Origin of the sequence: Zobellella denitrificans (assembly GCF_002237365.1) — a bacterium.
Lineage (GTDB): Bacteria > Pseudomonadota > Gammaproteobacteria > Enterobacterales > Aeromonadaceae > Oceanimonas > Oceanimonas denitrificans.
The window spans coordinates 1-25,795 of the sequence record NZ_NMUO01000007.1; the positions used below are offsets into that span (position 1 = coordinate 1).

General features: G+C 64.8%; 29 protein-coding genes, 1 tRNA gene and 1 rRNA gene. 14 read left to right on the forward strand and 17 right to left on the reverse strand.

The features are described from left to right. Positions 1-63 (reverse strand): 16S ribosomal RNA (locus CGX12_RS02785); the annotation flags it as partial. Positions 64-499: 436 nt separating this feature from the next. Here CGX12_RS02785 and CGX12_RS02790 point away from each other — a divergent pair. Then, on the forward strand, positions 500-1,039 hold the full coding sequence (locus CGX12_RS02790; protein WP_094038379.1) for a gamma carbonic anhydrase family protein: 540 nt from the start codon (positions 500-502) through the stop codon (positions 1,037-1,039). Positions 1,040-1,048: 9 nt separating this feature from the next. Here the strand turns inward: CGX12_RS02790 and CGX12_RS02795 are convergent, their stop codons facing one another. Then, complete coding sequence (locus tag CGX12_RS02795; RefSeq protein WP_094038380.1) at positions 1,049-1,309, reverse strand: DUF1488 family protein; 261 nt, start codon at positions 1,307-1,309, stop codon at positions 1,049-1,051. Then, entirely contained in the window at positions 1,306-2,130 is an 825-nt protein-coding gene (aroE, locus tag CGX12_RS02800; RefSeq protein ID WP_094038381.1) for a shikimate dehydrogenase, read from the reverse strand. Before aroE ends, CGX12_RS02795 begins: the two co-directional genes overlap by 4 nt. Positions 2,131-2,297: 167 nt before the next feature. On the opposite strand from aroE, the gene hdfR reads away from it, so the two are divergent. Continuing rightward, entirely contained in the window at positions 2,298-3,155 is an 858-nt protein-coding gene (hdfR, locus tag CGX12_RS02805) for an HTH-type transcriptional regulator HdfR (protein ID WP_094038441.1), read from the forward strand. Here hdfR and hemF read toward each other — a convergent pair. Genes hemF through CGX12_RS02835 form a run of 6 tightly spaced genes read right to left on the reverse strand, consistent with a single transcriptional unit; the run spans position 3,152 to position 7,892 of the window. Beyond that, entirely contained in the window at positions 3,152-4,060 is a 909-nt protein-coding gene (gene hemF, locus CGX12_RS02810) for an oxygen-dependent coproporphyrinogen oxidase (RefSeq protein ID WP_094038382.1), read from the reverse strand. The genes hdfR and hemF overlap by 4 nt on opposite strands. Positions 4,061-4,084: 24 nt before the next feature. After that, entirely contained in the window at positions 4,085-4,648 is a 564-nt protein-coding gene (gene tsaC, locus CGX12_RS02815) for an L-threonylcarbamoyladenylate synthase type 1 TsaC (protein WP_094038383.1), read from the reverse strand. 26 nt (positions 4,649-4,674) lie between these two features. Beyond that, on the reverse strand, positions 4,675-5,223 hold the full coding sequence (locus CGX12_RS02820; protein ID WP_094038384.1) for a DNA topoisomerase family protein: 549 nt from the start codon (positions 5,221-5,223) through the stop codon (positions 4,675-4,677). Between the two features lie 47 nt (positions 5,224-5,270). Further along, entirely contained in the window at positions 5,271-5,744 is a 474-nt protein-coding gene (locus tag CGX12_RS02825; protein WP_094038385.1) for a DUF494 family protein, read from the reverse strand. A gap of 2 nt (positions 5,745-5,746) precedes the next feature. Then, on the reverse strand, positions 5,747-6,844 hold the full coding sequence (gene dprA, locus CGX12_RS02830; protein ID WP_094038386.1) for a DNA-processing protein DprA: 1,098 nt from the start codon (positions 6,842-6,844) through the stop codon (positions 5,747-5,749). After that, positions 6,825-7,892: a LysM peptidoglycan-binding domain-containing protein gene (locus tag CGX12_RS02835; protein ID WP_176441986.1), complete on the reverse strand. Its 1,068-nt coding sequence runs from the start codon at positions 7,890-7,892 to the stop codon at positions 6,825-6,827. The genes dprA and CGX12_RS02835 overlap by 20 nt, the downstream gene beginning before the upstream one ends. Positions 7,893-8,016: 124 nt before the next feature. Between CGX12_RS02835 and def the strand changes: the two genes are divergently transcribed. From def to CGX12_RS02860, 5 genes are read left to right on the forward strand one after another with little or no spacing between them, the layout of a single operon-like run. Then, a complete protein-coding gene (def, locus tag CGX12_RS02840) occupies positions 8,017-8,526 on the forward strand; it encodes a peptide deformylase (RefSeq protein ID WP_094038442.1) in 510 nt (169 codons plus the stop codon). 19 nt (positions 8,527-8,545) lie between these two features. After that, positions 8,546-9,490, forward strand: coding sequence for a methionyl-tRNA formyltransferase (gene fmt / locus CGX12_RS02845; protein ID WP_094038388.1), 945 nt, complete (start codon positions 8,546-8,548; stop codon positions 9,488-9,490). Positions 9,491-9,515: 25 nt separating this feature from the next. After that, complete coding sequence (gene rsmB, locus CGX12_RS02850; RefSeq protein WP_094038389.1) at positions 9,516-10,811, forward strand: 16S rRNA (cytosine(967)-C(5))-methyltransferase RsmB; 1,296 nt, start codon at positions 9,516-9,518, stop codon at positions 10,809-10,811. Then, on the forward strand, positions 10,808-12,184 hold the full coding sequence (gene trkA, locus CGX12_RS02855) for a Trk system potassium transporter TrkA (protein WP_094038390.1): 1,377 nt from the start codon (positions 10,808-10,810) through the stop codon (positions 12,182-12,184). Before rsmB ends, trkA begins: the two co-directional genes overlap by 4 nt. A gap of 9 nt (positions 12,185-12,193) precedes the next feature. Beyond that, on the forward strand, positions 12,194-13,639 hold the full coding sequence (locus CGX12_RS02860; protein ID WP_094038391.1) for a TrkH family potassium uptake protein: 1,446 nt from the start codon (positions 12,194-12,196) through the stop codon (positions 13,637-13,639). Here the strand turns inward: CGX12_RS02860 and rmuC are convergent. The 5 genes from rmuC to efpL form a co-directional block, all read right to left on the reverse strand. Continuing rightward, on the reverse strand, positions 13,620-14,969 hold the full coding sequence (gene rmuC, locus CGX12_RS02865; RefSeq protein ID WP_094038392.1) for a DNA recombination protein RmuC: 1,350 nt from the start codon (positions 14,967-14,969) through the stop codon (positions 13,620-13,622). The two genes, CGX12_RS02860 and rmuC, sit on opposite strands and share 20 nt — an antisense overlap. Next, a complete protein-coding gene (locus CGX12_RS02870; protein ID WP_094038393.1) occupies positions 14,969-15,205 on the reverse strand; it encodes a hypothetical protein in 237 nt (78 codons plus the stop codon). The genes rmuC and CGX12_RS02870 overlap by 1 nt, the downstream gene beginning before the upstream one ends. A gap of 58 nt (positions 15,206-15,263) precedes the next feature. After that, positions 15,264-16,103: a PfkB family carbohydrate kinase gene (locus CGX12_RS02875; RefSeq protein ID WP_094038394.1), complete on the reverse strand. Its 840-nt coding sequence runs from the start codon at positions 16,101-16,103 to the stop codon at positions 15,264-15,266. A gap of 66 nt (positions 16,104-16,169) precedes the next feature. Beyond that, positions 16,170-16,586 carry a DUF4399 domain-containing protein gene (locus CGX12_RS02880; protein ID WP_094038395.1) on the reverse strand — a complete coding sequence of 139 codons (417 nt, stop codon included), beginning with the start codon at positions 16,584-16,586 and terminating at the stop codon, positions 16,170-16,172. Positions 16,587-16,640: 54 nt separating this feature from the next. Beyond that, positions 16,641-17,210, reverse strand: coding sequence for an elongation factor P-like protein EfpL (efpL, locus tag CGX12_RS02885; RefSeq protein ID WP_094038396.1), 570 nt, complete (start codon positions 17,208-17,210; stop codon positions 16,641-16,643). A 374-nt stretch (positions 17,211-17,584) separates the two neighbouring features. On the opposite strand from efpL, the gene CGX12_RS02890 reads away from it, so the two are divergent. Beyond that, positions 17,585-19,273, forward strand: coding sequence for a methyl-accepting chemotaxis protein (locus CGX12_RS02890; RefSeq protein ID WP_094038397.1), 1,689 nt, complete (start codon positions 17,585-17,587; stop codon positions 19,271-19,273). A 45-nt stretch (positions 19,274-19,318) separates the two neighbouring features. Here CGX12_RS02890 and CGX12_RS02895 read toward each other — a convergent pair whose 3' ends face one another. Further along, positions 19,319-20,452 carry an aminotransferase class V-fold PLP-dependent enzyme gene (locus tag CGX12_RS02895; protein WP_094038398.1) on the reverse strand — a complete coding sequence of 378 codons (1,134 nt, stop codon included), beginning with the start codon at positions 20,450-20,452 and terminating at the stop codon, positions 19,319-19,321. 224 nt (positions 20,453-20,676) lie between these two features. Between CGX12_RS02895 and CGX12_RS02900 the strand changes: the two genes are divergently transcribed. Further along, positions 20,677-20,892 (forward strand): RNA-binding S4 domain-containing protein, encoded by a 216-nt coding sequence (locus tag CGX12_RS02900; protein ID WP_094038399.1) that lies wholly within the window; start codon positions 20,677-20,679, stop codon positions 20,890-20,892. A 37-nt stretch (positions 20,893-20,929) separates the two neighbouring features. Here CGX12_RS02900 and CGX12_RS02905 read toward each other — a convergent pair. Together CGX12_RS02905 and CGX12_RS02910 are read right to left on the reverse strand one after the other, a co-directional pair. Next, positions 20,930-21,006: transfer RNA gene (locus tag CGX12_RS02905), tRNA-Pro, on the reverse strand. Between the two features lie 62 nt (positions 21,007-21,068). Beyond that, positions 21,069-21,758, reverse strand: a complete 690-nt coding sequence (locus tag CGX12_RS02910) for an MOSC domain-containing protein (RefSeq protein ID WP_094038400.1) — start codon at positions 21,756-21,758, stop codon at positions 21,069-21,071. Positions 21,759-21,871: 113 nt separating this feature from the next. Between CGX12_RS02910 and CGX12_RS02915 the strand changes: the two genes are divergently transcribed. The 5 genes from CGX12_RS02915 (at position 21,872) to CGX12_RS02935 (ending at position 25,792) form a co-directional block, all read left to right on the forward strand. Next, positions 21,872-22,729: a type 2 periplasmic-binding domain-containing protein gene (locus CGX12_RS02915; RefSeq protein ID WP_142995566.1), complete on the forward strand. Its 858-nt coding sequence runs from the start codon at positions 21,872-21,874 to the stop codon at positions 22,727-22,729. Positions 22,730-22,788: 59 nt separating this feature from the next. Next, positions 22,789-23,778, forward strand: coding sequence for a 2-hydroxyacid dehydrogenase (locus CGX12_RS02920; protein ID WP_094038402.1), 990 nt, complete (start codon positions 22,789-22,791; stop codon positions 23,776-23,778). A gap of 10 nt (positions 23,779-23,788) precedes the next feature. After that, a complete protein-coding gene (locus tag CGX12_RS02925) occupies positions 23,789-24,205 on the forward strand; it encodes an META domain-containing protein (protein ID WP_094038403.1) in 417 nt (138 codons plus the stop codon). Positions 24,206-24,209: 4 nt separating this feature from the next. Beyond that, a complete protein-coding gene (gene trxC, locus CGX12_RS02930) occupies positions 24,210-24,641 on the forward strand; it encodes a thioredoxin TrxC (protein WP_094038404.1) in 432 nt (143 codons plus the stop codon). Positions 24,642-24,793: 152 nt separating this feature from the next. After that, entirely contained in the window at positions 24,794-25,792 is a 999-nt protein-coding gene (locus CGX12_RS02935) for a glutathione S-transferase family protein (protein WP_094038405.1), read from the forward strand. Positions 25,793-25,795 lie beyond the last annotated feature (3 nt).

Below are 25,795 nucleotides of genomic sequence, written 5' to 3' on the forward strand. Positions count from 1 at the left end.
GACTTGCATGTGTTAGGCCTGCCGCCAGCGTTCAATCTGAGCCATGATCAAACTCTTCAATTTAAGTTTGATGCTCAATGAATTACTGAAGTGTTTGTGCACTTCGACAATCATTGAAAAACAATATCTTTTTTGTTTCCCAACCACTGCGAGTGCCCACACAGTTTGCTTGATAAGTTGTTAAAGAGCGTTGACCGTTAGCGGGTCAGGGCTGCGTATTCTACGCCGTCCGTTTGATTCGTCAAGCAGTTTCAACCGAAGTTGTCAGTGCTTGTGACCGCCGGCGTGTTCCGCCGTGTCAGTGAGGGCGCATTATAGGGAGCCGCGCTTTTTGCGCAAGGGCTTTTTTGTGAAAAACATCACTTTTGCCACCAAGCGCTGATTAACCCAGCAAAAATACAGCTTAACCACAGGGTTATGCACAATCCAACCTCGTTTTTAGCGGTGGAAGCTTTAAAATAGCGGCAGAGTCCCCCTATCTGACCGGGAGTAAAGCAGTATGGCTACATTGAAAAGTTACAACGGGATCAGCCCCAGGCTGGGTAAAGACGTCTTTGTCGAGGAATCCGCCGTGCTCTATGGCAATATCGAGCTGGGTGACGACGCCAGTATCTGGCCCCTGGTGGCAGCCCGGGGAGATGTGAATTATATCCGTATCGGCGCCCGCACCAATATCCAGGATGGCACCGTGCTGCACGTCACCCGCAAGAGCGCAGCCCGGCCCGACGGCCTGCCGCTGCTCATCGGCGAGGATGTCACCATAGGACACAAGGCCATGCTGCATGCCTGCACCATCGGCAACCGGGTGCTGGTGGGCATGGGCTGCATCATTCTGGATGGGGCCGAGGTCGGGGACGATGTCATTATCGGTGCCGGCAGCCTGGTCCCCCCGGGCAAGAAACTGGAGCCGGGCTATCTCTACGTAGGCTCGCCGGTCCGGCAGGCCCGGCCACTCACCGAGGCAGAGAAGGCCTTTCTGCCGGAGTCAGCCGACAACTATGTCCGGCTGAAGGATGAATACCTGCAGCGGCAAGGCTGAATCCGGGAGCTAAAGATAGAGGGCGCCGTCGGGAGCGAAGGCTTCCTCTTCCACCAGGGCACTGACCTTTTCCTCGATATCGAAGCGTACCGCCTCGAAGGCCAGCATGATGTTGGCCTCGTCGCTCAGGCTCTGCCCGGACATGTGCTCCAGCCGGTGCAGGCTGATAAAACAGGGGATCATCCGCCCCTGCCATTGGGTACTGAAGGTCAGCCGCTGTTCCTGCGGCTGCCAGCAGAGATCGTCGCCGACGATAATGTCCTGATTCATGTTGCGGACTCCAGCTTGGCTCTCAACGCGGTCAACACCGGCATTATCTCCGGCCGCACTCCGCGCCAGAGGTAGAAACTTTCGGCGGCCTGACCGACCAGCATGCCCAGCCCATCGTAGCGGTATCTCAGCCCCTGCGCCCGGGCCCAGCCCATAAACACCGTTTCGTCCCGGCCATACATCATATCGTAGACCCGGGTCTCGGAATGGCAAACACCGGCTTCCAGCGTCAGTCGCTCACCCTGCAGGCTGGCGGAAGTGCTGTTGATGATCACATCGAAAGCGCGGCCCGGCGCGTCCAGGGGGGCGCTGACGATATTGCCGAGCGAGGAAAAGCGCGCCGCCAGTTCATCGGCCCGGGCCCGGGTCCGGTTCGCCACCACCAGCTCGGCGGGCCCTTCGGCCAACAGGGGCCCCAGGGCGCCGCGGGCAGCGCCACCGGCGCCCAGCAGCAGTATCCTGGCACCACTCAGGGGAACCGCCAGGCGCTTGAGGTCGAGCACCAGCCCGGCGCCGTCAGTGTTGTCTCCCAGCCAGCGGCCATCGGGCAGCAGCTGCAGGGTGTTCACCGCCCCGGCCAGTTCGGCCCGTTCGGTTAATTGCCCGGCCAGTGCCAACGCCTCCGTCTTGAACGGAACCGTGATGTTGCAGCCTTTGCCCCCTTCCTGCCTGAAACTGTCCAGGGTGCCGGCAAAGTCATCGAGAGGGGCGAGCAGGCGCTCGTAACTGATATCCTGTCCCGTCTGCTCGGCGAAGCGGCCGTGGATAAAGGGCGACTGGCTGTGGCTGATGGGATTTCCGATTACTGCGTATCTGTCCATGAATTCTTCTCATGCTTGGGCATAATGCCGGTACTGTACGGGGGTCAAATCCGCCCGTATCGGGGCGCGCAAATCATTATATTGCCAGCCTCGACGCTTTTTTTTGTTGCATTGGCCGATAAAATGAATAGATTTTGCGCTAACGAACAAAATCTTTATGGTTGACCTTGGATACTGAACTCTTAAAGACCTTCCTGGAAGTGTCCCGCACCCGCCATTTCGGCAAGGCGGCAGAACATCTCTACCTGACGCCATCGGCGGTCAGCTTCAGGATCCGCCAGCTCGAAAGTCAGCTGGGCGTCACCCTCTTCACCCGGCTGCGCAACAACATCCAGCTGACCTCCTCCGGCGAAGCGCTGATCCCCCATGCCGAGTCGATGCTGCTGGCCTGGGCCCGGGCCCAGCACGAGGTCGCCCTGAGCGAACGCCAGACCCAGCAACTGGCGGTGGCCGGCACCGCCAACCTGTGGGATGCCTACCTGCAGGCGGGACTGCATCGGCTTTACTGCGAACTGCCGGCTCTGTCGCTACGGGCCGATATCCGCACACCCGAGCAGATGACCCGGGCCTTGCTGGGCCGGACCCTGGATCTGGCCTTTCTGACCGATCCGGCCCGTATCGAGGGCGTGCGTCACATTGCCATGCACACCATGGAGCTGCAACTGGTGTCCACCTATCCCAACCTCGACGCCACCAGGGCCATGGCCCAGGACTATATCCGCATCGATTGGGGCACCGCCTTCAATACCCAGCACGCCAAGCTGTTCAACACCGCCACGCCGCCGCTGCTGCACACCGGCTCGGTGCGCATCGCCCTGGAATACCTGCTGCACCACGGTGGCAGCGCCTTCCTGCCCAGCTCGATGATCAAGATCTATCAGGAGCAGGAACAATTGTTCGTGGTGGCCGATGCCCCATCCATCAACCGGGAAGTCTACGCCGCCTACCTGCCCGGCAGCGAACGCCAGGGGCTGATCGACAGGGTCATCGAGCTGTTCGGCCCCAAGGCGGAGCCGGTCAGTTAAAACCAGTCCCGGGGAATCAGGAACGCCTGCAGCCGGGCTTCGGCCGAGCCGGGTGCTGGCTGCCAGTTGTATTCCCAGCGCGCCAGAGGCGGCATCGACATCAGGATGGACTCGGTGCGCCCGCCGGTCTGCAGGCCGAACAGGGTGCCCCTGTCGTACACCAGGTTGAATTCCACGTAGCGACCGCGCCGATATAACTGGAACTGCCGCTCCTGTTCGCCATAAGGCGTATCCTTGCGCCTGGCCACTATCGGCAGGTAGGCGTCGAGGTAGCCCCGTCCCACCGCCTGCATAAAGGCGAAACACTGCTCGAAGGGCCAGTGGTTCAGATCGTCGAAGAAGAGCCCGCCCACACCCCGGGTTTCATTGCGGTGCTTGAGGTAGAAGTAGCGATCGCACCAGGCCTTGTACTCCGGATAGACCTGTTCGCCGAAGGGGACGCAAAGCTCATGGGCCACCCGGTGCCAGTGCCGGCAGTCTTCCTCCACCGGGTAGAAGGGCGTGAGATCAAAGCCGCCGCCGAACCACCACACCGGATCCGCTCCTTCCTTCTCGGCGATAAAGAAACGCACATTGGCATGGCTGGTGGGCACATGGGGATTGTGGGGGTGGATCACCAGGGAGACCCCCATGGCCTCGAAGGAGCGACCGGCCAGTTCGGGCCGGTGGGCGGTGGCCGAGGCCGGCATGGCGGCCCCGTGCACATGGGAAAAGTTGACCCCGCCCTGCTCAAACACAGCGCCATTGCGCAGCACCCGGCTGCGGCCACCGCCGCCCTCTTCCCGGGTCCAGCTGTCCTCCACAAAACGGCCACTGCCGTCCGCCTGCTCCAGCGCCGCACAGATCTCGTCCTGCAGTTGCAGCAAAAACGCCTTGACGGCCGAAGTATCCGGTTTACCGCTCATTTTTCTTCCTTAATTCGTTGAGGTTCAGGCCGGTCGCAGGGTCTCGCCCGTGATGCCGTCCCGGATCAGGGAGGGATTGGCCAGGCCGTCGGTGACACCAGGCAGAATAAAATCCAGTTCCCCACCCAGTCGGCTTGACAGGGCTTCCACCGTTCTTGCCGGCTCGTCACCCGCCTTGTTGGCGCTGGTGGACACCAGCGGTTTGCCGAAGGCCAGGCAGAGATCATGGGCCTGCCGGTGGGAGGTTACCCGCACCGCCAGGGAATCGAACCGGCCACGCAGCCACAGCGGCACCTCCGGCCTGGCCGGGATCACCCAGGTGTAGGGACCGGGCCAGCTGTCCAGGATAACCTCGAGCCGCCCGGGAGGCAGGGCCGCCAGATCCAGGTAGGGACGCAACTGGCTGAAGTCGGCGGCGATCAACACCAGTCCCTTCTCCTCCGGTCGTTGCTTGATCTCGAGCAGGCGGCGCACGGCCTCGCCATTGTCCGGATCACAGCCCAGGCCGAACACGGCTTCGGTGGCATAGCCGATAACGGCGCCCTTGTTGAGGTGCTCAACGGCGGTGAGCAAGTCTTGCGGGTTCATTGGCAATAAAACTTCCTTGGTAAGGGTCAGCGGTGATAATTACAGCCCTTGTTGGGGCAATACAGCTGTCCCTTGCGTTCGGCCAGGATACCGAAACCGCATTCGGGACAGGCCTCGGCCCTGGGCTTGTCGTTGATGACGTAACGGCAGGCCGGATAACGGGAGCAACCGTAGAACCGCTTGCCGTAACGGGAGGTTCTGGCCTGCAGATGGCCCTCGCCGCAGGCGGGGCAAGGCGGCTCCTCGTCACCCTGATCGTTGAGATCGGCCACATGATGGCAGTGCGGGTAGTGGGTGCAGCCGATAAAGAGGCCGTAGCGTCCCTTCTTGATGGCCAGTGGATGGTCGCAGAGCGGGCATTGACTGCCCTCGAGCACCCTTTCCACGTCCTCGTCGTGTTCGACCACCTTGAAAGGACGCCGGTAATCGCAATGGGGGTAGGCGGTGCAACCGATAAAGGCGCCGTGCTTGCCGTGACGCAGCTCCAGCCTGGCCCCGCACTGGGGACAGGGCTCCTCGGCCCAGCGCGGGGCATGCTCGTGGGTATGGAACAGACTGGGATCGATTTTCGACATGCCGCGCCTCCGAATTCAGTGGTCGAATTCTACCAGCGCGGCCGCCCTCAGTGAACCGCCCCCTCGGGCTGTTCGAAGATGAGCTCCTCCAGCTGGTGGTAGGCGGACTCGCTGCCAGGCACGTTGAACAGCACCATCAGCACCACCCACTTGAGATCGTCGAGTTCGATCACCGGGGAGTCCAGCTCCATCAGCCTGTCGATGACAATCTCGCGGGTTTCCGCGTTGAGCACCTTGATCTGCTCGAGGAACAGCAGGAAACCGCGGCCTTCGGCGTCGATCTTGTAGAGCTCTTCCGGGGTATAGATGCGGAATGAATCGGGCGCCGAGCGGGCCCAGATCGGTGTTTCTTCCGCCTCCTGCAGCTCGGCCAGGCGCTCCAGCCAGGCCAGGGCCTTGAGGATCTCTTCCTTGTGAAAACCCGCCTGGGTCAACTCGTCGGCGAGTTCGTCCTGATCCACCATGGTGTCCACATCCGCATGGATGTAGGTTTCGAACAAGTACATCAGTACATCGAACATGATCAGCCCCTCCTCGCTCTGACATAACCCCCGGGTACGGATTCCACCCAGCCAGCCAATTCCAGCTCGACCAACCGGGTAAGTACCTCCTGCACCGGCTGTTGACAACGGGACGCGATCAAGTCCACTGCCGTTGCCTCTAAACCTACGTTATCCAACAAGTCCGGATAAGGCAATAATTCCTCCGTGACCGGCGGATGAATTTTTATCGCCGCCTCGGAAAAGGCCGCCAGTTCCTCGAGGATATCCCGGACATCACAGACCAGCTTGGCTCCCTGCTGGATCAGCCGGTTGCAGCCCCCGGCCTGGGGATTCTGCCAGGCGCCGGGAATGGCGAACACTTCCCTCCCCTGCTCCAGTGCAAAGCGGGCGGTGATCAGCGAGCCGCTGCGCTCCGCCGCCTCCATCACCAGCACCCCCAGGCTCAGCCCGCTGATGATGCGATTGCGGCGGGGGAAGTGATGGGCCAGCGGCCCTTCCCAGGGATAGCACTCGGACAGCAGGGCACCGCCCCGCGCCATGATGTCCGTGGCCAGGCGGCGATGGCGCCTGGGATAGCATTGCTCCAGCCCCGACCCCAGTACCGCCAGGGTGATGCCCCCCTTGTCCAGCGCCGCCTGGTGGCTCAGACCGTCGATGCCGATGGCCAGCCCCGAGGTGATGGCCAGACCGGCCTCCACCAGCAGGGGCACCAGGGTCCTGGTGTTTTCCCGGCCGACATAGGAGGGGTGGCGGCTGCCCACCACCGCCAGTTGCTCCCGTCGCAACGCCGCCAGTTCGCCGTCAACGAACAGCAGGATAGGCGCACCGGTCGCCGACTTGAGCTGCGCGGGGTAGTCGGGGTGGTCCCATGCCAGGATATGGCGTTGGCGGCCAGCCTCCTGCCAGGCCAGCAGCCGCTCCAGCACCGGCCATTGGGGACTGAGCAGTTGCCGCCGTTGCCCTTCGCTCAGGTCACAGCCGGCGAGTGCCGGCGAATTGAACCAGGCGGCACCCAGCTTCTGGTAGAGCCTGACGGCACCGACCGGGCCTATGCCGGTGGTGTGGCGCAGCGCCAGCCAGGGCAGCAGCGGGTGCCGTTCAAGGTCGCAGGCCGGCATGCTGCACCGCCGCCAGAGGGTAGTGGGAACGCACCGGCTCCTCGCTGTCCAGCACCAGGGCGGCGCTGACATGCGGATACACCCGGAACACCATCAACCGGGCGATGGGCGCGGCCGGCAAGGTGGTGGCCGGCCCGGTATTGCGCAGGTAACGGCCCGCCGTGTCCGCATAGCTCAGCCGGTTGAGGGCGCTGTCTCCATAGTCGTACACCCCGGGCCCGGGTTTCAGTACCCCGTAAAGATCGCCGGCCCTGAGTCCGTCGTCTCCTCCCTTGTTGATGAAAACCACGTCGTGACGCCCGGCCATGGCCGCCTCCCGGCCCATGGCCAGCACATGGGCGTTATCGATCGCCGGCCCGGGGCGGGGATAATAGAAGGCGGCAATGGCGCCATCGGCGGCCAGCGGCAACAGGCGGTCGCCCTGGCGCATCTCCTGCCGCAGGCTGCTCACCCTCACCCGGGCCAGTCGCTCCCCGGGTTGATCCAGGGCCTGCACGGTTCCCACCAGTGCCGCCTTCTGCCCGAACCCGGCACGGCCGGACCGGTCGGTCAGCTCCCCCTGCGAACGATAGACGCCATAGGTTTCATTGGGATTCAAGTGGCCGCGAACATAGAGGTTTTCATCTTTGCTCATCAGCATCCTGCCCTGCTGATCCCCCAGGATATAGGGCGCCTGCTCCAGCTGCTCCGGTGCCAGGATGCGGTGGCTGCCGGTAAAATTCGCGATGGCGGCCAGGGGAATGGTGGCCACCGCCGGCTCCTCCCGCACCCGGGGCGACAGCCGGACCACACCAAACGGCTCGGCGCGCACCAGCCGGGGCTGACCGTCCACCCAGATCAGGACCAGTTCGTCCCCCGGGTAGATAAGGTGCGGATTGGCAAGCTGCGGATTGGCCTGCCACAGCCTGGGCCACAGCCAGGGGGATTTCAGGAAACGGGCGGAGATGTCCCACAGGGTATCGCCCTGGCGGACGGTGTAGCGACCGGGATGGGCCTCGTTCAGTTCGAGCGGCTGGGCCTGCACGCCGAGGCAGCATGCCAGCAGCAATCCGGGCCATCGCCTTCCTTGCGGTTTCATCACATCCCTGCCCCCCGGCCAAGTCCTGCTGTTTTTTGTGTGGTTACGCGGCTAAAATACTGACAGTATCCATCCTGGAATAAGCTTGATAACCATGGCAAAAGTATTGGAAGTATTGCGTTTTCCCGACGAGCGGCTGCGAACCGTCGCCAAGCCCGTCACCGAGTTCACCCCCGCCCTGCAGCAAATTGTAGATGATATGTTCGAGACCATGTACGCCGAGGAAGGCATCGGCCTGGCGGCGACCCAGGTCGACATCCACCAGCGGCTGATCGTGATCGACGTGTCCGAAGAGCGGGATGAACGGCTGGTGCTGATCAACCCGGAAATCCTCGAGCAGTCCGGCAGCACCGGCATCGAGGAAGGCTGCCTGTCGGTGCCCGGCGCCCGCGCCCTGGTGCCCCGGGCCGAGCGGGTGAAGGTGCGCGCCCAGGACGTCAGCGGCCAACCCTTCGAGCTGGAGGCGGACGATCTGCTGGCTATCTGCATCCAGCACGAGATGGATCACCTCATCGGCAAGCTGTTCGTCGATTACCTGTCGCCGCTCAAGCGCCAGCGCATCCGCCAGAAGCTGGAAAAACTCGCCAAACAAGAACAACGCTAATCCCGACAAAGGACACCCCTTGAGCAAGCTCAACATCATCTTCGCCGGCACCCCGGACTTCGCCGCCCGCCACCTGCAGGCCCTGCTCGGCTCGGAGCACAATGTCATCGCCGTCTACACCCAGCCGGACCGGCCCGCCGGGCGGGGCAAGAAGCTGACCCCCAGCCCGGTCAAGGGGCTCGCCGAACAGGCCGGCGTCCCCGTCCACCAGCCCGAAAGCCTGCGCAACGAGCAGGCCCAGGCCGAGCTGGCCGCCCTGGGCGCCGACATCATGGTGGTGGTGGCCTACGGGCTGATCCTGCCCCAGGCGGTGCTGGATACCCCGCGCCTGGGCTGCATCAATGTGCACGGCTCCCTGCTGCCGCGCTGGCGGGGCGCCGCCCCCATCCAGCGGGCCATCTGGGCCGGCGACGCCGAGACCGGCGTCACCATCATGCAGATGGACAAGGGACTGGATACCGGCGCCATGCTGCACAAGGCCAGCCTGCCCATCGCCCCGGACGACACCTCCGCCAGCCTCTATGACAAGCTGGCGGCCATCGGCCCCCAAGCCCTGCTGCACACCCTGGCCCTGCTGGCCACGGGCAAGGCGGTGGCCGAGCCCCAGAACGACGCCCAGGCCAACTACGCGGACAAGCTCAGCAAGGAAGAGGCACTGATCGACTGGCGCCAGCCCGCCGCCCACCTGGAACGCTGTGTGCGCGCCTTCAATCCCTGGCCGGTCAGCTATTTCATGCTGGACGGGCACAATATCAAGGTCTGGCAGGCCCAGGCGCTGGATGATGCCTCAGGGCAGCCACCCGGTACCCTGCTCAGGGCCGGCAAGGCCGGCATCGACGTGGCCACCGGCGACGGCGTGCTGCGCCTGCTCAGCCTGCAACCGCCGGGCAAGAAGGCCATGTCCTGTCAGGACCTGCTCAACGCCCGCAAGGACTGGTTCGAACCCGGCACGACGCTGGCCTGATCCCACCCAACTTATCGGTATCCTTATGAAAACCCGTGCCGCCGCGGCCCAACTCCTCCACCAAGTGATCAACCAGGGTCAGTCGGTGTCCACCCTGCTGCCCCGTTTCCAGCAGGAAGTCGCCGCCAAGGACAGGGCGCTGCTGCAGGAGCTCTGCTTCGGCAGCCTGCGCTGGTACAGCCGGCTCGATGCCATCGCCAAGCAACTGCTGGAAAAGCCGCTCAAGGGCAAATACCAGCCGGTGCACGCCCTGTTGCTGGTGGGCATCTACCAGTTGCTCTACACCCGGATCCCAGCCCACGCCGCCCTGGCCGAGACCGTCAACGCCTGCAAGCTGCTCAAGGCCGAGCCCTTCAGGGGCATGGTCAACGGCGTGCTGCGCAACGTGCAGCGCCGGCAGGACGAGCTGATCGCCAGGGTCGATGCCCTGCCCCAGCTGCGCCTGGCCCACCCCAACTGGCTGGTGAAGCGGCTGCAGCAAGCCTACCCGGAACGGTGGGAGCAGATCCTCGAAGCCAACAACCAGCACCCGCCCATGTGGATCCGGGTCAACGCCCGCCACCACGACCGTAGCCACTACCTGAGCCTGCTGCTGCAGGCAGGGCTGGAGGCCGAGCCCGACGCCCTGGCCGAGGCGGCCCTGCGCCTGGCCCGGCCGGTGGACGTCACCAGCCTGCCCGGCTTCGAACTGGGCCACTGCTCGGTACAGGATGCCGCCGCCCAGATGGCGGCCCAACTGCTCGAAGCGGCGCCCGGCGAGCTGGTGCTCGACGCCTGCGCCGCCCCGGGCGGCAAGACGGCCCATATTCTCGAGCGCCAGCCCGAACTCGGCCAACTGGTCGCGGTGGACCTGGATGCGGAGCGCCTGCAGCGGGTACGGCAGAACCTGGAGCGCATCGTTCTTGCGGCCACCGTGCTGCAGGGGGACGCCGCCCGGCCGGAAGACTGGTGGCAGGGGCCACAGTTCGATCGCATCCTGCTGGACGCGCCCTGCTCCGCCACCGGCGTCATCCGCCGCCACCCGGACATCAAGTGGCTGCGCCGGCCGGAGGACATCGCCCAGCTGGCGGCCCTGCAGGGACGCATCCTCGATGCCCTCTGGGCCCGGCTCAAGCCGGGCGGCACCCTGCTGTACGCCACCTGCTCCATACTGCCGGACGAGAACGGCGAGCAGATCCGGGCCTTCCTGCAACGCACCCCGGATGCGCTCCATCGGCCGCTGCACGAGCACGACAGCCCGGCGCAGCCGGGCTGGCAGCTGCTGCCGGGCGAAGCGGGCCGGGACGGCTTCTATTACGCCAAACTGAGTAAAAAAGCATGAAGATCATTATCCTGGGCGCCGGCCAGGTGGGCGGTACCCTGGCGGAAAACCTGGTGGGCGAGAACAACGACATCACCATAGTGGACACCGACGGCGAACGGCTGCGCGAGCTGCAGGACAAGTACGACCTGCGGGTGGTCAACGGCCACGGTGCCCATCCCCGGGTGCTGCGCGAAGCCGGCGCCCAGGACGCGGACATGCTGGTGGCGGTGACCAACAGCGACGAGACCAACATGATCGCCTGCCAGGTGGCCTACTCCCTGTTCAACACCCCCAACAAGGTGGCGCGGATCCGTTCCCCCGAGTTCCTGGTGGAGCGGGAACGGCTGTTCCTCAACGAGGCGGTGCCGGTGGACAACCTGATCGCCCCCGAGCAACTGGTGACCGAGTACATCTACCGGCTGATCCAGTACCCCGGCGCCCTGCAGGTGGTGGACTTCGCCGAGGGCAAGGTCGGCCTGGTGGCGATCAAGGCCTATTACGGCGGCCCCCTGGTGGGCAACGCCCTGTCCACCCTGCGCGATCACATGCCCAACATCGACACCCGGGTGGCGGCCATCTTCCGCCAGGACAGGCCGATCCGGCCCCAGGGCACCACCATCATAGAAGCGGACGACGAGGTGTTCTTCGTCGCCGCCAGCGGCCATATCCGGGCGGTGATGTCCGAGCTGCAGCGGCTGGAAAGCGACTACAAGCGCATCATGATAGTGGGCGGCGGCAACATCGGTGCCGGCCTGGCCCGGCGGCTGGAAAAGCGCTACTCGGTGAAGCTTATCGAGCACAACCCCAGGCGCGCGGAACAGCTGTCCGAGATACTGGAGCACACCATCGTCTTCTGCGGCGATGCCGCCGATCAGGAGCTGCTGGTGGAGGAGCATATCGATCAGGTGGACGTCTTCATCGCCGTCACCAACAAGGACGAGGCCAACATCATGTCGGCCATGCTCGCCAAGAAGATGGGCGCCAAGAAGGTGATGGTGCTGATCCAGCGCGGCGCCTACGTGGATCTGGTGCAGGGCGGCACCATCGACGTGGCCATCTCGCCCCAGCAGGCCACCATCTCGGCCCTGCTCACCCATGTGCGCCGGGCCGACATCGTCAACGTCTACTCCCTGCGCCGGGGGGCGGCCGAGGCCATCGAGGCCATCGCCCATGGCGACAGCAGTACCTCCAAGGTGGTGGGCCGCCAGGTGGGCGAACTCAAGCTGCCGCCGGGCACCACCATCGGCGCCATCGTACGTGGCGACGAGGTGCTGATCGCCCACGACAAGACGGTGATCGAGCAGAACGACCACGTGGTGCTGTTCCTGGTGGACAAGAAATTCATCCCGGAAGTGGAGCGGCTGTTCCAGCCCAGTCCCTTCTTCCTGTAAGGAGCGTCCATGTTCAACCTTCGCCCCATCGCCTTCGTACTGAGCATGGCGTTGTCGAAGCTGGCGTTGTTCATGTGGCTGCCTACCCTGCTGGCCCTGTTCAGCAGGGGCGGAGGCTTCCAGGAGTTCCTGCTGGCCACCCTGCTGACCCATGGCACCGCCTTCGGCCTGCTGGCTTATGGCCAGAAGGCGGAAATCCGTCTTCGGGTCCGGGAGATGTTTCTGCTGACCACCCTGGTGTGGTCCACCGTCTGCGTCTTTTCCGCCCTGCCCTTCGTGTTCATCACCCATATCAGCTTTACCGACGCCTTCTTCGAGGCCATGTCCGGCGTAACCACCACCGGCTCCACCGTGCTCAGCGGCCTGGACGGGATGTCCAAACCCATACTGCTGTGGCGCTCCGTGCTGCAGTGGCTCGGCGGCCTTGGCTTTATCGTGGCGGCGGTGGCGATATTGCCTTACCTCAACGTGGGCGGGATGCGGCTGTTCCAGACCGAATCCTCCGACTGGTCCGACAAGGCCGCCCCCCGCGCCGCCACCGTGGCCAAACACATCGTCCAGCTGTACCTGCTGCTCAGCCTGCTGTGCATGCTGAGCTACTATCTGCTCACCGAGATGACCCTGTTCGAGGCCATCAACCACGCCATGACCACCCTGAGCACCGGCGGTTATTCCACCTCGGACGGCTCCATGGGGCACTTCTCCGCCACCGCCCACTGGGTGGCCATCGTCTTCATGTTCATCGGCGGCCTGCCCTTCCTGCTGATGGTGTCCAGCCTGCAGCACCGCAACCTGGCCCTGCTGCGCGACGCCCAGGTGAGGGGCTTCCTGATACTGGTGCTGGCGACCACCCTGGCACTCAGCCTCTATCTCTGGTGGCAGGGCCGCTTCCCGTTGGCCGATGCCATTCGCCTCAGCCTGTTCAACCTGATCTCCATCGTGACCACCACCGGCTACGGGCTGGACGACTTCGGTACCTGGGGGCCCTTCTCCCTGGTGCTGTTCGCCATCCTGATGGTTTCGGGCGCCTGCTCCGGCTCGACCGCCGGCGGCTTCAAGGTGTTCCGTTTCCAGGTGGCCATGGCCCTGTTCCGCAAACAGCTGCACCAATTGATGCACCCCCGGGCGGTATTTCCCCAGAAATACAACGGCCGACCGGTGAACGACGACATCATCCGCTCCCTGGTCACCTTTATCATGGGTTACTTCGCCACCATGGCGCTGCTGGCGCTGGTGCTCGCCCTGATGGGGCTGGAGCCGATGATCGCCATTACCGCCGCCATGACCGCCGTGGCCAACGTGGGGCCGGGCATCGGCGAAACGATAGGCCCGAGCGGCAACTTCGCCACCCTGCCGGATACCGCCAAGTGGCTGATGGCGGTCGGCATGCTGATGGGCCGGCTGGAGATACTGACGGTGGCGGTGCTGTTCTTCCCTAGCTTCTGGCGCGGTTGAGCAGGGGCGGCGGCGTCTCCTCCGCCGCCGCCTCCCGCAGGTGCTCGGGCAGGGGCTTGGCCACCTCCACCCCCAGCTCGCGGAACGCCTCGGCCTGGCGGATCAGGTTGCCCCGGCCCGTGGTCAGCTTCTTCATCGCCTTCTGGTAGCTGTCGTCGGCCCGCTGCAGCGACTGGCCCACCGCCTCCATGTCTTCCGTGAACAGGCGCAGTTTTTCGTAGATCTTGCCCGCCGATTCGGCGATCTTGCGCGCGTTCTGGTTCTGCCGCTCCACCCGCCACAGGTTCTCTATGGTGCGCAGGGCCACCAGCAGGTTGGTGGGGCTGACCAGCAGGATGTTGTGGTCCAGGGCGTACTTCACCAGCCCCGGCTCCGCCTCCACCGCCACCAGGAAGGCCGGCTCCACCGCCACGAACATCAGCACGTAGTCGAGGGTGCGCACCCCCTGCAGTTGCTGGTAGTCCTTGCGCCCCAGCTCGCGGATATGGCCGCGCACCGAGGCCACATGCTCGCGCAGGGCCTGCTCCCGCCCGGCCTCGTCCTCGCCGTTGAAGTAGCGCTCGTAGGCGGTGAGCGACACCTTGGCGTCGATGATGATGTCCTTGTTCTGGGGCAGGTGCACCACCACGTCCGGCTGGTAGCGCTTGCCGTCGGTGTTGGTGAGGCTCTGCTGGGTACTGTACTCATGGCCCTCGCGCAGCCCCGACTCGGACAGCACCCGGGCCAGCACCACCTCGCCCCAGTTGCCCTGCTGCTTGCTGTCCCCCTTCAGGGCCCGGGTCAGGGCGGCGGTGTCGGCGCTCATCTGCCGGTTGAGCTCGGCCAGCCGCTCGATTTCGAATTTCAGGCTGTGGCGCTGGCGGCTCTCGTCGGCGTGGCTTTCCTGCATGGTGCGGCGAAAGCCCTCCAACTGCTCGCGCAGGGGGCCGAGCAGGCCGTCCAGGCTGTGCTGGTTCAGTTCGCGGAAGTTATGGGTCTTCTGCTCGAAGATGCGCTGGGCCAGGTTTTCGAACTGCTGGGCCAGACGCTGTTCGCTGGCTTCGAACTGGGCCTGCTTCTCCGCCGCCCACTGGCGCTCCTGGCGCAACAGGGTCTCGTATTCCTTGAGCCGGCCGTTCATCTTCAGCACCAGTTGCTGCTGCTGTTCCAGCCGCTGTCGGCTGTCCTGCAGCTCCCGGTCGCGCTCGTCCAGCCGGGCCTGCAACTGTTCGTTGCGCTGGGCCAGCAGCAGCAACCGGGAATGCAGGCCGAGCCGGGTCAGGCCCCAGCCGGCGACGATGCCCGCCAGGACGAGCAACCAGGGCCAGCCAGCCGCGATCCATCCCTCCATCAGCGCCTCCGTTGCTCGAGCAGGGCGGTGACCCGCCGGTCGAAACGCAGCCAGAGCAACACATAGAGCAGATAAAGCAGGGTGATCAGCCACTTGTGGTGATTGACGCCGTTGTCGAACTCGGCCAGGGGCAAACCCAGCAACTGGCTGTACAGCAGCACCAGCAGTGGAAACATCAGGAACACCGACCAACGCCAGCACAGGTTGAGAAAGGAAATAAAGAGGCCGTTATCCAATGCCTTGATTCCAAAAACCGGGACGGAACCCAGAGCTTACCAGCGACCGGCCCCGAATTCAGCCGGCACGGCGCAGATAAGCCTTCAGTTGCTCGGAGGGAATGGAAGTGCTGGACGACAGGGTATAGGCCGCCCACTGGCCAGCCTGGGCCAGGGCCGCCGACATCTCCAGCCCCGACACCAGGCCGTGGATCAGGCCGCCGGCGAAGGCATCCCCCGCGCCGGTGGCGTCCACCACCGACACCGGCCGGGCCGGTACCCGGAGGTGCCGTTCGGCCGAGAAGGCCTCGGCACCCTGCTCGCCGTGGGTTACCACCAGCCACTGCAGCCGCTCCCCGGCCAGCTCGCGGGCATGGGCCCAGAGATCCCTGTGCCGGGCCAGGTCGGCGGCGGAGGCGATCAGCACCTGGCAGGGCCTGGGCCAGCGCCCACCCTTGGGATACTGGCCGACCACCAGGCTGTGCTCGGCCATCCGCGCCATGTAGCCGGCCACCTCGGCCCCGTCCAGGTTGACGTAAAGGCAGTCCACCGGCGTGTCGGGCAACTGGCCGGGCAGGGCGGGACGGCGGGCCTGGCGCAGTATGGTGCGCTCGCCCTGACTGTCCACCAGCACCAGCAGTTCGCCGGTCTCGCCGTCGAAGCGCTCCACATGCCCGACGTCGAGCCCCAGCTCCCGGGCCTGCTGGCAGAGCCAGTCCCCGGTGTCGTCCCGTCCGACCCGGGAGGCGATGGCCACCTGATGCCCGGCCCACAGCAGCCCCACCCCGGTGTTGGCGGCGCCGCCGCCCAGGCGCCGGCCCTGATCCCGGTACAGCAGCCGGCCGCCGGCGCGCAGCGGCTCGTCCAGCAGCAGCACATGGTCGCAGTTCAGGTTGGCCAGCAGCACTATCTTCGCCATCGACGGGCTCCTTCGATAAAAAATGGCGCCGCAGCGGCGCCAGGCAACAACAGGGTCGGGCCGGCCCTACCCTTCCACCCGGATATGAATGGGCTCGGACATCACCGGCGGCTGGTGGGGAGCGTGCAAATGATCCCCCAGCACCAGTTGCAGCCGGTAATCCCCCGGCGGCAGGCTGAGCCGGGTCTCGGTCTGGCCGCCGCCGAAGTGCCGCACCTGATCGCTGGCCGGCAGCGGCGCGGCCAGATCCGGCATGGGATCGGCGTTGATCAGCAGGTGATGGTGGCCGGTGTTGGCCATCTCCACCCCGGCCGGGGCCACGCCCATGCCTTCCAGCCCGAAGCGGACCGTGAATTCCGGCCCCAGCACCTCGCCGTCGGCCGGCGTAATGAAATAGACCCGGGCGCCTTCCGGCGCCGGGGTGGCGCTGACGCTGGCGGCGGCCAGCACGGCCGCCGCCGCCAGTATGCTTGCAGCTTTCATCCCTTCATCTCCGATGGTGAACTCAGTTGCAAGCATAGCACCCGGACGGTGTCCTCAGTCGGCCCGGCCCATGTAGCGCCGTTCGGTGGTATGGATGCGCACCTTGTCGCCTATCTTCAGGTATTCCGGCACCTGTATGGTGAGGCCGGTGGCAAAGGTAGCCGGCTTGGTACGGGCCGAAGCCGAGGCACCCTTGATTTCGGGCGTGGTGTCCACGATTTCCATCTCCACCACCTGAGGCGGTTCCAGACCGATCACCTGACCGTCCACCAGCATCACCTGGATGCCCTGGGTGCTTTCGTCCAGAAACTGCAGCTCCTCGGCGATGTCGGCGGAGCGGATCGGGTACTGGCTGTAATCCTCGGTGTCCATAAAGATATGGTCGTCGCCGTCCACGTAGGACAGCACCACGGTGCGCCGCTGCAGCTCCACGGTGGTGAGCAGGTCGTCACCCTTGAAGCGCTCCTCCACCTTGAGGCCGCTCTTGAGATCGGTAAAGCGCATCTTGTACAGGGTGGTGGCACCCCGGGCGCTCGGGCTCTGCACCTCGATGTCGCGCACCATCAGCAGCTTGCCGTCCAGCTCGACCACCATTCCCTTTTTGACTTCATTTGCCCTTGGCATGGGTACTCTCCGAAAAATCAGACGGCGCATCTTAGCCAAGGCCGACGAAGCGCGCCATCCCCCCAAGCCGGGATTTGAGAGCCCGGCGACAGAAGCGGGCGGCCCGGCGCCCTTGCCATGATAAGCGTCAATAAAACCACCACTTTAGCAATACCTCTTTAGCGATAAGGCTGATAGCATGGGACTCGTTGTTAACCTAAGTGTTTCAACCGACACCAAAACTCATTACAAACAACACAAGCACGGGACGCTTCCGTCCGCCATGGGCTCCGCTGCAAGGCTCCGGTGCCGGGGTGGCATCGTCCATGGTCAAAGCCCCCTGTCCGGATCCGACGCCTCGGATGGCCGGGGCTGCCGCTATTGGGAGGACAGACATGCAATTTTTCAATCATCTCCGGCTACGTTACAAACTGCTGGCCATGGTAGCCAGCCTCTTTATCGGCATACTGCTGGTGCAGGCCTCGGCCATGGCCGGCCTGCGCCAGGAACTGCTGGATGCCCGCAAGGAAAAAGTACGGGAGCAGGTGGAAACCGCCGTTTCACTGATCAATCACTACTATGAACGCCGCCAGGAGCTGGGCGAGGCGGAAAGCCGCCGCCTGGCCAAGGAGGCGGTGGGCAGCCTGCGCTATGGCGGCGAAGGCTACATGTGGATCAACGATATGCAGCAGCGCCTGGTGCTGCACCCGATGAAGCCCGAGGAAGAAGGCCGGGACATGACCCAGGTGACCGACGCCGACGGCCAGTATCACTGGCAGGCCATGGTACGTCGGGTGCGCGAGCAACAGGCGGGCTTCGTGGAATACAGCTACATAGGTCCCCAGTTCGACCGCCCCCAGCAGAAGGTATCCTATGTGCAGGGCTTCGCCCCCTGGGGCTGGGTGGTCGGCAGCGGCGTCTACCTGAGCGACATCAATGCCCTGTTCTGGCAACAGGCCGGCAAGTCCCTGCTGCTGATGGTGCTGGTGATGGTGCTGGCCCTGGCGATCAGTCTGGTCATCAGCCGTTCGCTCACCTTTTCGGTGGAGCGGGTGCTGGAGGTGGTGCGGCAGTTCGGTGCCGGCAACCTGGCGGTGCGTACCGGCGCCACCCGCCGGGACGAGATTGGTCAGCTGTCCCGCGGGGTCGACGCCATGGGCGAGCAGCTCTGCCGGTTGCTGGCGCAAGTACGCAGCGCCGCCCATACCCTGGATGGCGAGGCCCAGGGCCTGAGCGTAAAAAGCCAGCAGACCCGGGCCGGCATGGAGGCCCAGTTTGCAGAGGTGGATCAAGTGGCCACCGCCATGAACGAGATGAACGCCACCGTGCACGAGGTGGCCCGTTACGCCAACGACGCCTCCGGTGCCGCCGACCACGCCAACAGCCAGGCCCGCATGGGCCACGACGATGTGGCGCGCAGTATCGACGCCATGGGCCAGTTGGCGGCCTCCGTCGACCAGGCCCACACCGCCATGCGCGAGCTGGAGGCCCAGACCCAGCAGATCGGCTCGGTGGTGGAGGTGATCCGCACCATCTCCGAACAGACCAACCTGCTGGCCCTCAACGCCGCCATCGAGGCGGCCCGGGCCGGGGAATCCGGCCGGGGCTTTGCGGTGGTGGCCGACGAGGTGCGCTCCCTGGCCCAGCGCACCCAGGAGTCGACCGGCGAAATCCAGCAGATGATCCAGCAGTTACAGAGCCACGCCAGGAGCGTGGTGGATCATATGAACCACAGTCAGGAGCAGGCTTCCCTCAGCATGGAGGTGGTGCGGGCCGCCGGCCAGGATCTGGAGCATATTCTGCAGGAGGTACAGCGGATCAACGACATGAACGCCCAGATCGCCACCGCTTCCGAGGAGCAGTCCGCCGTGGCCGAGGAGATCAACAAGAACCTGCTGCACATCAACGAAGGGGCCCTCGAGGCGCTGCAGGTGACGGAGCTGATTTCCCTGACCAGCCAGACGGTGTATTCCGCCTCACAGGAGTTGAGTCAGCAGATCGCCCACTTCACCCTGAGCGGGGAAGCGGCCAAAAAGCCCAGTCCGGAGTACGCCCCCACCTCCTCGACGGCCCAGGCCGCCTGAACCCAACAAGCCGCCCGTGGGCGGCTTTATTGTCGGCGGTGGCCCTCAGCCCCGCAGCACCTGGTCCAGGGCCCGCTCGAGGGTAGCGACGGTGCGGTCCACATCCTGCAGCTTGTCCAGCCCGAACAGGCCGAGGCGGAAGGTCTGGAAGTCCGCCGGCTCGTCGCACTGCAGCGGCACCCCGGCGGCGATCTGCAGGCCCTCGGCGGCGAACTTGCTGCCGCTTTTGATGCCGGCGTCCTCGGTGTAGCACACCACCACCCCGGGGGCGGCGAAGCCGTCGGCGGCCACGCTTTTTATTCCCCGGGCCGCCAGCATGCTGCGTACCCGTTCACCCAGTTGCTGCTGGCGTGCCTTGAGCAGGTCAAAGCCCAGCGCCTCTGTCTCCCGGATGGTGTCCCGGAAGCGGGTCAGGGCGTCGGTGGGCATGGTGGCGTGGTAGGCGTGGCCGCCCTGCTCATAGGCCTCCATGATCTGCAGCCATTTCTTCAGGTCGCAGGCAAAGCTGGTGCTTTGAGTATGTTCGATGCGTTCCCGGGCAAGCTTGCTCAGCATCACCAGGCCGCAACAGGGGGAACTGCTCCAGCCTTTCTGGGGAGCACTCAGCAGCACATCCACCCCGCAGGCCTCCATGTCCACCCAGAGGGTGCCGGAGGCGATGCAGTCGAGCACGAAGAGGCCGCCTGCCTCGTGTACCGCCTCGGCCACCGCCTTGAGATAGTGGTCCGGCAGCAGCATGCCGGCGGCGGTTTCCACATGGGCGGCGAACACCAGATCCGGCTTGTCCGCCCGGATGGCGGCCACCACCTCCTCGATGGGCGCGGGGGTGAAGGCCGCCTGGAAACCGGGCGCCACCGGCCGGGCCTTGAGCACCTTCTCGTCGGCGACCATGGCGCCGGCCTCGAAGATCTGGCTCCAGCGATAGCTGAACCAGCCGTTGCGGATCACCAGGCAGCGCTTGCCGGTGGCAAACTGACGGGCCACCGCCTCCATGCCGAAGGTGCCGCTGCCCGGCACCACCACCACCGACTCGGCCCGGTACAGCCCCTTGAGGGAAGCGGAGATGTCACGCATCACCTGCTGGAAGCGCTGGGACATGTGGTTGAGGGAGCGGTCGGTGTACACCACCGAATACTCCAGCAGGCCATCGGGGTCGACATGGGGCAACAGTCCGGACATAGGCACCTCTATGATTCAGATAACGAATGGAAAGACGGCGAGATAAAACACGGCGATCACGGCCGCCGGTAAACAGCTATTCGCAGCAAGCCTCTCAATACTGCCCAATCTGTTCACAAATAACAAAGCTCTGGTACACAAAAATCCGTTTATCCGCCCATTGCCCGCACGGCCGCCGCCGGTGCTACCATAGACGCCCTGTTTTCAACGAGGTAAGCCGAGCAATGAGCGAACAATTCAGCCTGGAAGGTCATCCCTTCATTCCCTTGCACAACCTGCTCAAGGTGCTGGGCTGGTGCGATACCGGCGCCATGGCGAAAGCCGTGATCGACGACGGCCTGGTACGGGTGAACGGTGAGGTGGAAGTGCGCAAGCGCTGCAAGGTCACGGCCGGGCAGAGCGTCAGCTTCAACGGCCAGGAAGTGGTGGTGACGGAATAGAAAAAGCCCCGCATCACTGCGGGGCTTTTTCGGAATCTGGTCGGCATGAGAGGATTCGAACCTCCGACCCCTTCGTCCCGAACGAAGTGCGCTACCAGGCTGCGCTACATGCCGTCAACGGGGCGTGAATGTACATAAACGGCGAAGGCCTTGCAAGCTCTTTTTGTGCAAAAACCTTATTTGGGGCCCAACAATCGCCCGGTCCAGTCATCCACCCGCCCGGCGGCCAGGTAATCCGCTGCTTTTTTGCGCCAACTGGCTGATAAATAATCCAATTCTGCCAACTCCCGTAAACCGGCCTCGTCGAAGGCATGATTGAACACTATGTCACCGGCCCGCTTCACCGGCATCCGCGGGCAGGGACGCTCCAGCAAGGTCAATGCCGACTGGGGCATCACCTCCCCTTCCTCCAGTACCCGCAGCAACCAGCCGGCCCGGCCGTTGGCCTGCACCAGCACCGAGAAGAAATCGTAGCCGAAGCGGGCATTGAGCTTGTAGCAGGGCGAGCGGGGCTGGCTGATCTGCACCAGGGCGCCTCCCAACCGGCAGATGTCGCCGATGCAGGCTTCGCTCTCCAGCAGGCCCACGCCGGACAGATTCTCGCCGAAGGCGCCCGGCCCCAGCAGGGGCAGGGCCTGGGTCAGGCCCATGCCCTGGAACCAGCTTCGCCAGAAGTCGTAGTGCTCCCGGGGGTAGTAGTGCAGCGCCCGTTCGGGCCCGCCGTGATAGCGGGTGGAGACCTGGGCATCGTCGCTCAGGCCGGAAAAACCGCAGTGCTGGGGGCGCTCGACCGGCTGCTTGTCGATGGCGCTTTCGATCCGCGCGTTCAGCATCTTCGGCCGGCCGGCCAGAATAGTCACTTGCATCAAAGCCTCCCTGGCGTCGAAAAAGGCATTGCCGGTAAGACAAAGCCCGGCAATCAGGGTACATTGAGTCTATAGCCTTAATCCCCGTCATGCTTATCAAGGAACCGGGCATCATGTACAAACTGCTGCTCTTGCTGCTGGCCCTCGTCGGCCTGCCCACTCAGGCTAAACTGGTGGTCAACTTTCCGCAAGCGGACCCGGCACCGCCCCACCACCACTACTACCGCCAGGTGCTGGAACTGGCCCTGGAGAAGAGCGGCGAGCCCTTCACCCTCAACCCGGTGCCCTTGAACGAATCCCAGTTTCGCATCGCCCAGATGCTGTTCCGGGGCAACCCGGTCAACCTGGCCTGGATGGGCACCTCCTCCGAATACGAGCAAAAGCTGCTGCCGGTGCGGGTGCCTCTGATGCGCGGCCTGTCCGGCTTCCGGGTGCTGATCATCAACCGCTCGCGCCAGCCCGAGTTCAGCCAGGTACAGAGCCTGGCGGACCTGGCCGCCTTCACCGGGGTGCAGGGCATCGGCTGGAGCGACATCGAGGTGCTCAAGGGCGCCGGCCTCAATATCAGCGCCGCCCGCCGCACCACCATCCTCGACATGCTCAACCGGGATCAGCACGTGGACTACTATCCGCGCAGCCCGGTGGAGGCCTTCGGCGAGCTGGCCGCCCAGGGACAGGACTACCCGCAGCTGATGGTGGAGCCCCGGTTGCTGCTGCACTACCCCTTCGCGGTCTATTTCTTCGTCAGCCCCGAAGCGCCCCGGCTGGCCGAGGCGCTCACGCGGGGGCTGGAGCGGGCCTACAGCGACGGCAGCTTTATGGCCCTGTTCGAACGCCATCCGCTGATCCGCGACAGCCTGCGGCAACTGCAGGCGGAGCAGCGCCTGCGCCTGGAGCTGGCCAACCCGGATCTGACCGAAGCGACCCGCCGGCTGCCGGACCATTACTGGCACCCCGGCGCCCGGCCTTGAAAAAACGGCGGCGACCGCACAGTATCCCTATATCAACCCGCAGCGAGGAGCACGATCCGGTGAAGATCGCCTTTTTCAGCAGCCAGCCCTATATGCAGCACCCCTTCGCCGAGCAGAACGCCGGCTACGGCTTCGACATCACCTGGTTCGAGGCCAGGCTCGAGGCCAGCACCGCCGCCCTCGGCCAGGGCTTCGACGCCGTCTGTGTCTTCGTCAACGACAAGGTCGACGCCGATGTCATCCAGGTGCTGGCCGCCGCCGGGGTACGCCATATCGCCCTGCGCTGTGCCGGCTACAACAACGTGGACCTGGACGCGGCCCGGGCAGCGGGCATAACGGTGGTGCGGGTGCCCGCCTATTCGCCGGAGGCGGTGGCCGAGCACACGGTGGGGCTGATGCTGACCCTCAACCGCCATATCCACAAGGCCTACCAGCGCACCCGGGACGCCAACTTCTCCCTCAACGGCCTGGTCGGCTTCAACATGCACGGCAAAACCGCCGGCATCATCGGCACCGGCAAGATAGGGGTCGCCACCCTGCGCATCCTCAAGGGCCTGGGCATGGCGCTGCTGGCGCACGATCCGACCGAGAGCCCGGAGGCCCTGGCCCTGGGAGTGCGCTACGTGCCCCTGGAACGGCTGTTCGCCGAGTCCGACGTCATCAGCCTGCACTGCCCCCTGTTCCAGGAAAACCACCACCTGCTCAACCGGGACAGCTTCGCCCGCATGAAGGACGGGGTGATGATCATCAACACCAGCCGGGGCGGCCTGCTCGACGCAAACGACGCCATCGAGGCCATCAACAACGGCAAGATAGGCAGCCTGGGTCTGGACGTGTACGAGGAAGAGGAGAACCTGTTCTTCACCGACAAGTCCGGCGAGATCATCCGGGACGACACCTTCCACCTGCTCTCCGCCTACCCCAACGTCATCATGACCGGGCACCAGGCCTTCCTCACCCGGGAGGCCCTGGCCGCCATCGCCGGTACCACCCTCGACAACCTGCGGCGGCTCTCCCGCGGGGAGCCCTGCGACAATAAAATCAACTAAGGAGCACCGCATGAAACACCTTCTCGTCGCCACCACCGCCAGCCTGCTGCTCGCCGCCTGCGCCGGCGGCGGCCTGGCCACCACCGAGTCCAGCCTGCAGCATCATCGCTGGGCCCTGGCCAGCGTCAACGGCGAGCCGGTCGAGGCCGGCATCGGCTCCGAGCTGGCCATCGGCGAGCACATGGCCATCAGCGGCCTGGCCGGCTGCAACCGCTTCTTCGGCAGCGCCAAGCTGGAGCAGGGCCGGCTCAGGGCCGATCCCCTGGCCAGCACCAAGATGGCCTGCCTGTCCGACAGTATCCAGCAGGTTGAAACCGCGGTGCTGGCCACCCTCACCCAGGGCGCCGCAGTCCGCCACGAGGGTCGGCAACTCACCCTGACCGGCGGCGACTACGTCCTGGGCTATCGCCTGGCCGACGAGGACTGAAGCCATGAGCGAGCACTTCCTGATCTGTCCGGCCTGCGGGGCCAAGAACCGGGTGCCGGCAACCCGGCTGCAACAGGAGCCCCAGTGCGGCAAATGCAAAACCGCCCTGCTGCCCGCCGGCCCGCTTACCCTCGACGGCCCCCGGCTGGAGCGCCTGCTGGCCCACGAGACCCTGCCCCTGGTGGTGGACTTCTGGGCGCCCTGGTGCGGCCCCTGCAAGATGATGGCGCCGGTGTTCGAGGCCGCCGCCGGCGAGCTGCAGGGCAGGCTGCGCCTGGCCAAGCTGGATACCGAAGCCCACCCGCAGGCGGCGGCGCGCTTCGGTATCCGTTCCATCCCCACCCTGATTGTCTTCTCCGGCGGCAAGGAACTGGCGCGCCAGTCCGGCGCCCTGCCCGCCGGTCAGTTGCGCCAATGGCTGGCTCAGTTTTATTGAGTAAAGCCGAAGATGGCATCGGGAAGGGAATCCGGTTGCCAGCTCCTCAAAAAGCATCAATTTTTTTGAATAAAAGACTCTAATATCCCCGCTGGTTATCCTCGCCCGCTCGGCCACAATAGGACTGTCACCATTCAAAGAGGAGCAGGATAATGGGCAAGCTGGTAGAGGGGGTATGGCACGACGTCTGGTACGACACCAAGGCCACCGAAGGGCGCTTCGAACGCAGCCAGAGTCAGTTCCGCCACTGGATCACGCCCACCGGCGAGGCGGGTCCCGGCGGCCAGGCGGGCTTCCAGGCCGAGGCGGGCCGCTACCACCTCTATGTGTCCCTGGCCTGCCCCTGGGCCCACCGCACCCTGATCATGCGCAGCCTGAAAGGGCTGGAGAAGATGATCTCGGTGTCCGTGGTGCATCCGGTGATGCTGGCGCACGGCTGGACCTTCGCCACCGACTTCGAGGGCGCCACCGGCGACAGCCTCTACGGCCTCGACTATCTGTACCAGCTCTACCTCAAGGCCGACGCCCGATACTCCGGCCGGGTCACGGTGCCGGTGCTGTGGGACAAGCAGCGGCAGACCATCGTCAGCAACGAGTCCGCCGACATCATCCGCATGCTGAACAGCGCCTTCGACGGCCTCGGCGCCATCCCGGGCGACTACTATCCGCAGGATCTGCGCAAGGACATCGACGAGCTCAACGCCTGGGTCTACGACCAGATCAACAACGGCGTCTACAAGGCCGGCTTCGCCACCCGCCAGGCCGCCTACGACGAGGCGGTGACCACCCTGTTCGAGGGGCTGGAGCGGCTCGAGCAACGGCTGTCCGGCCGGCGCTACCTGCTGGGCGAGCGCCTGACCGAGGCGGATATCCGGCTGTGGACCACCCTGGTCCGCTTCGACGCCGTCTATCACACCCACTTCAAGTGCGACCGGCGCAAGATAGCGGAATACCCGGCGCTCTACGGCTACCTGCGCGACCTCTACCAGACCGCGAATATCGCAGGCACCACCGACATGGCGCACATCCGCCACCACTATTTCCGCAGCCATCCAACCATCAACCCCCATGGCGTGGTGTCGGTGGGGCCGTTACAGGACTGGACGACGCCCCACGGACGCGGGCCGGCTGACGGGGCCGGGCAGGCGTAGCCG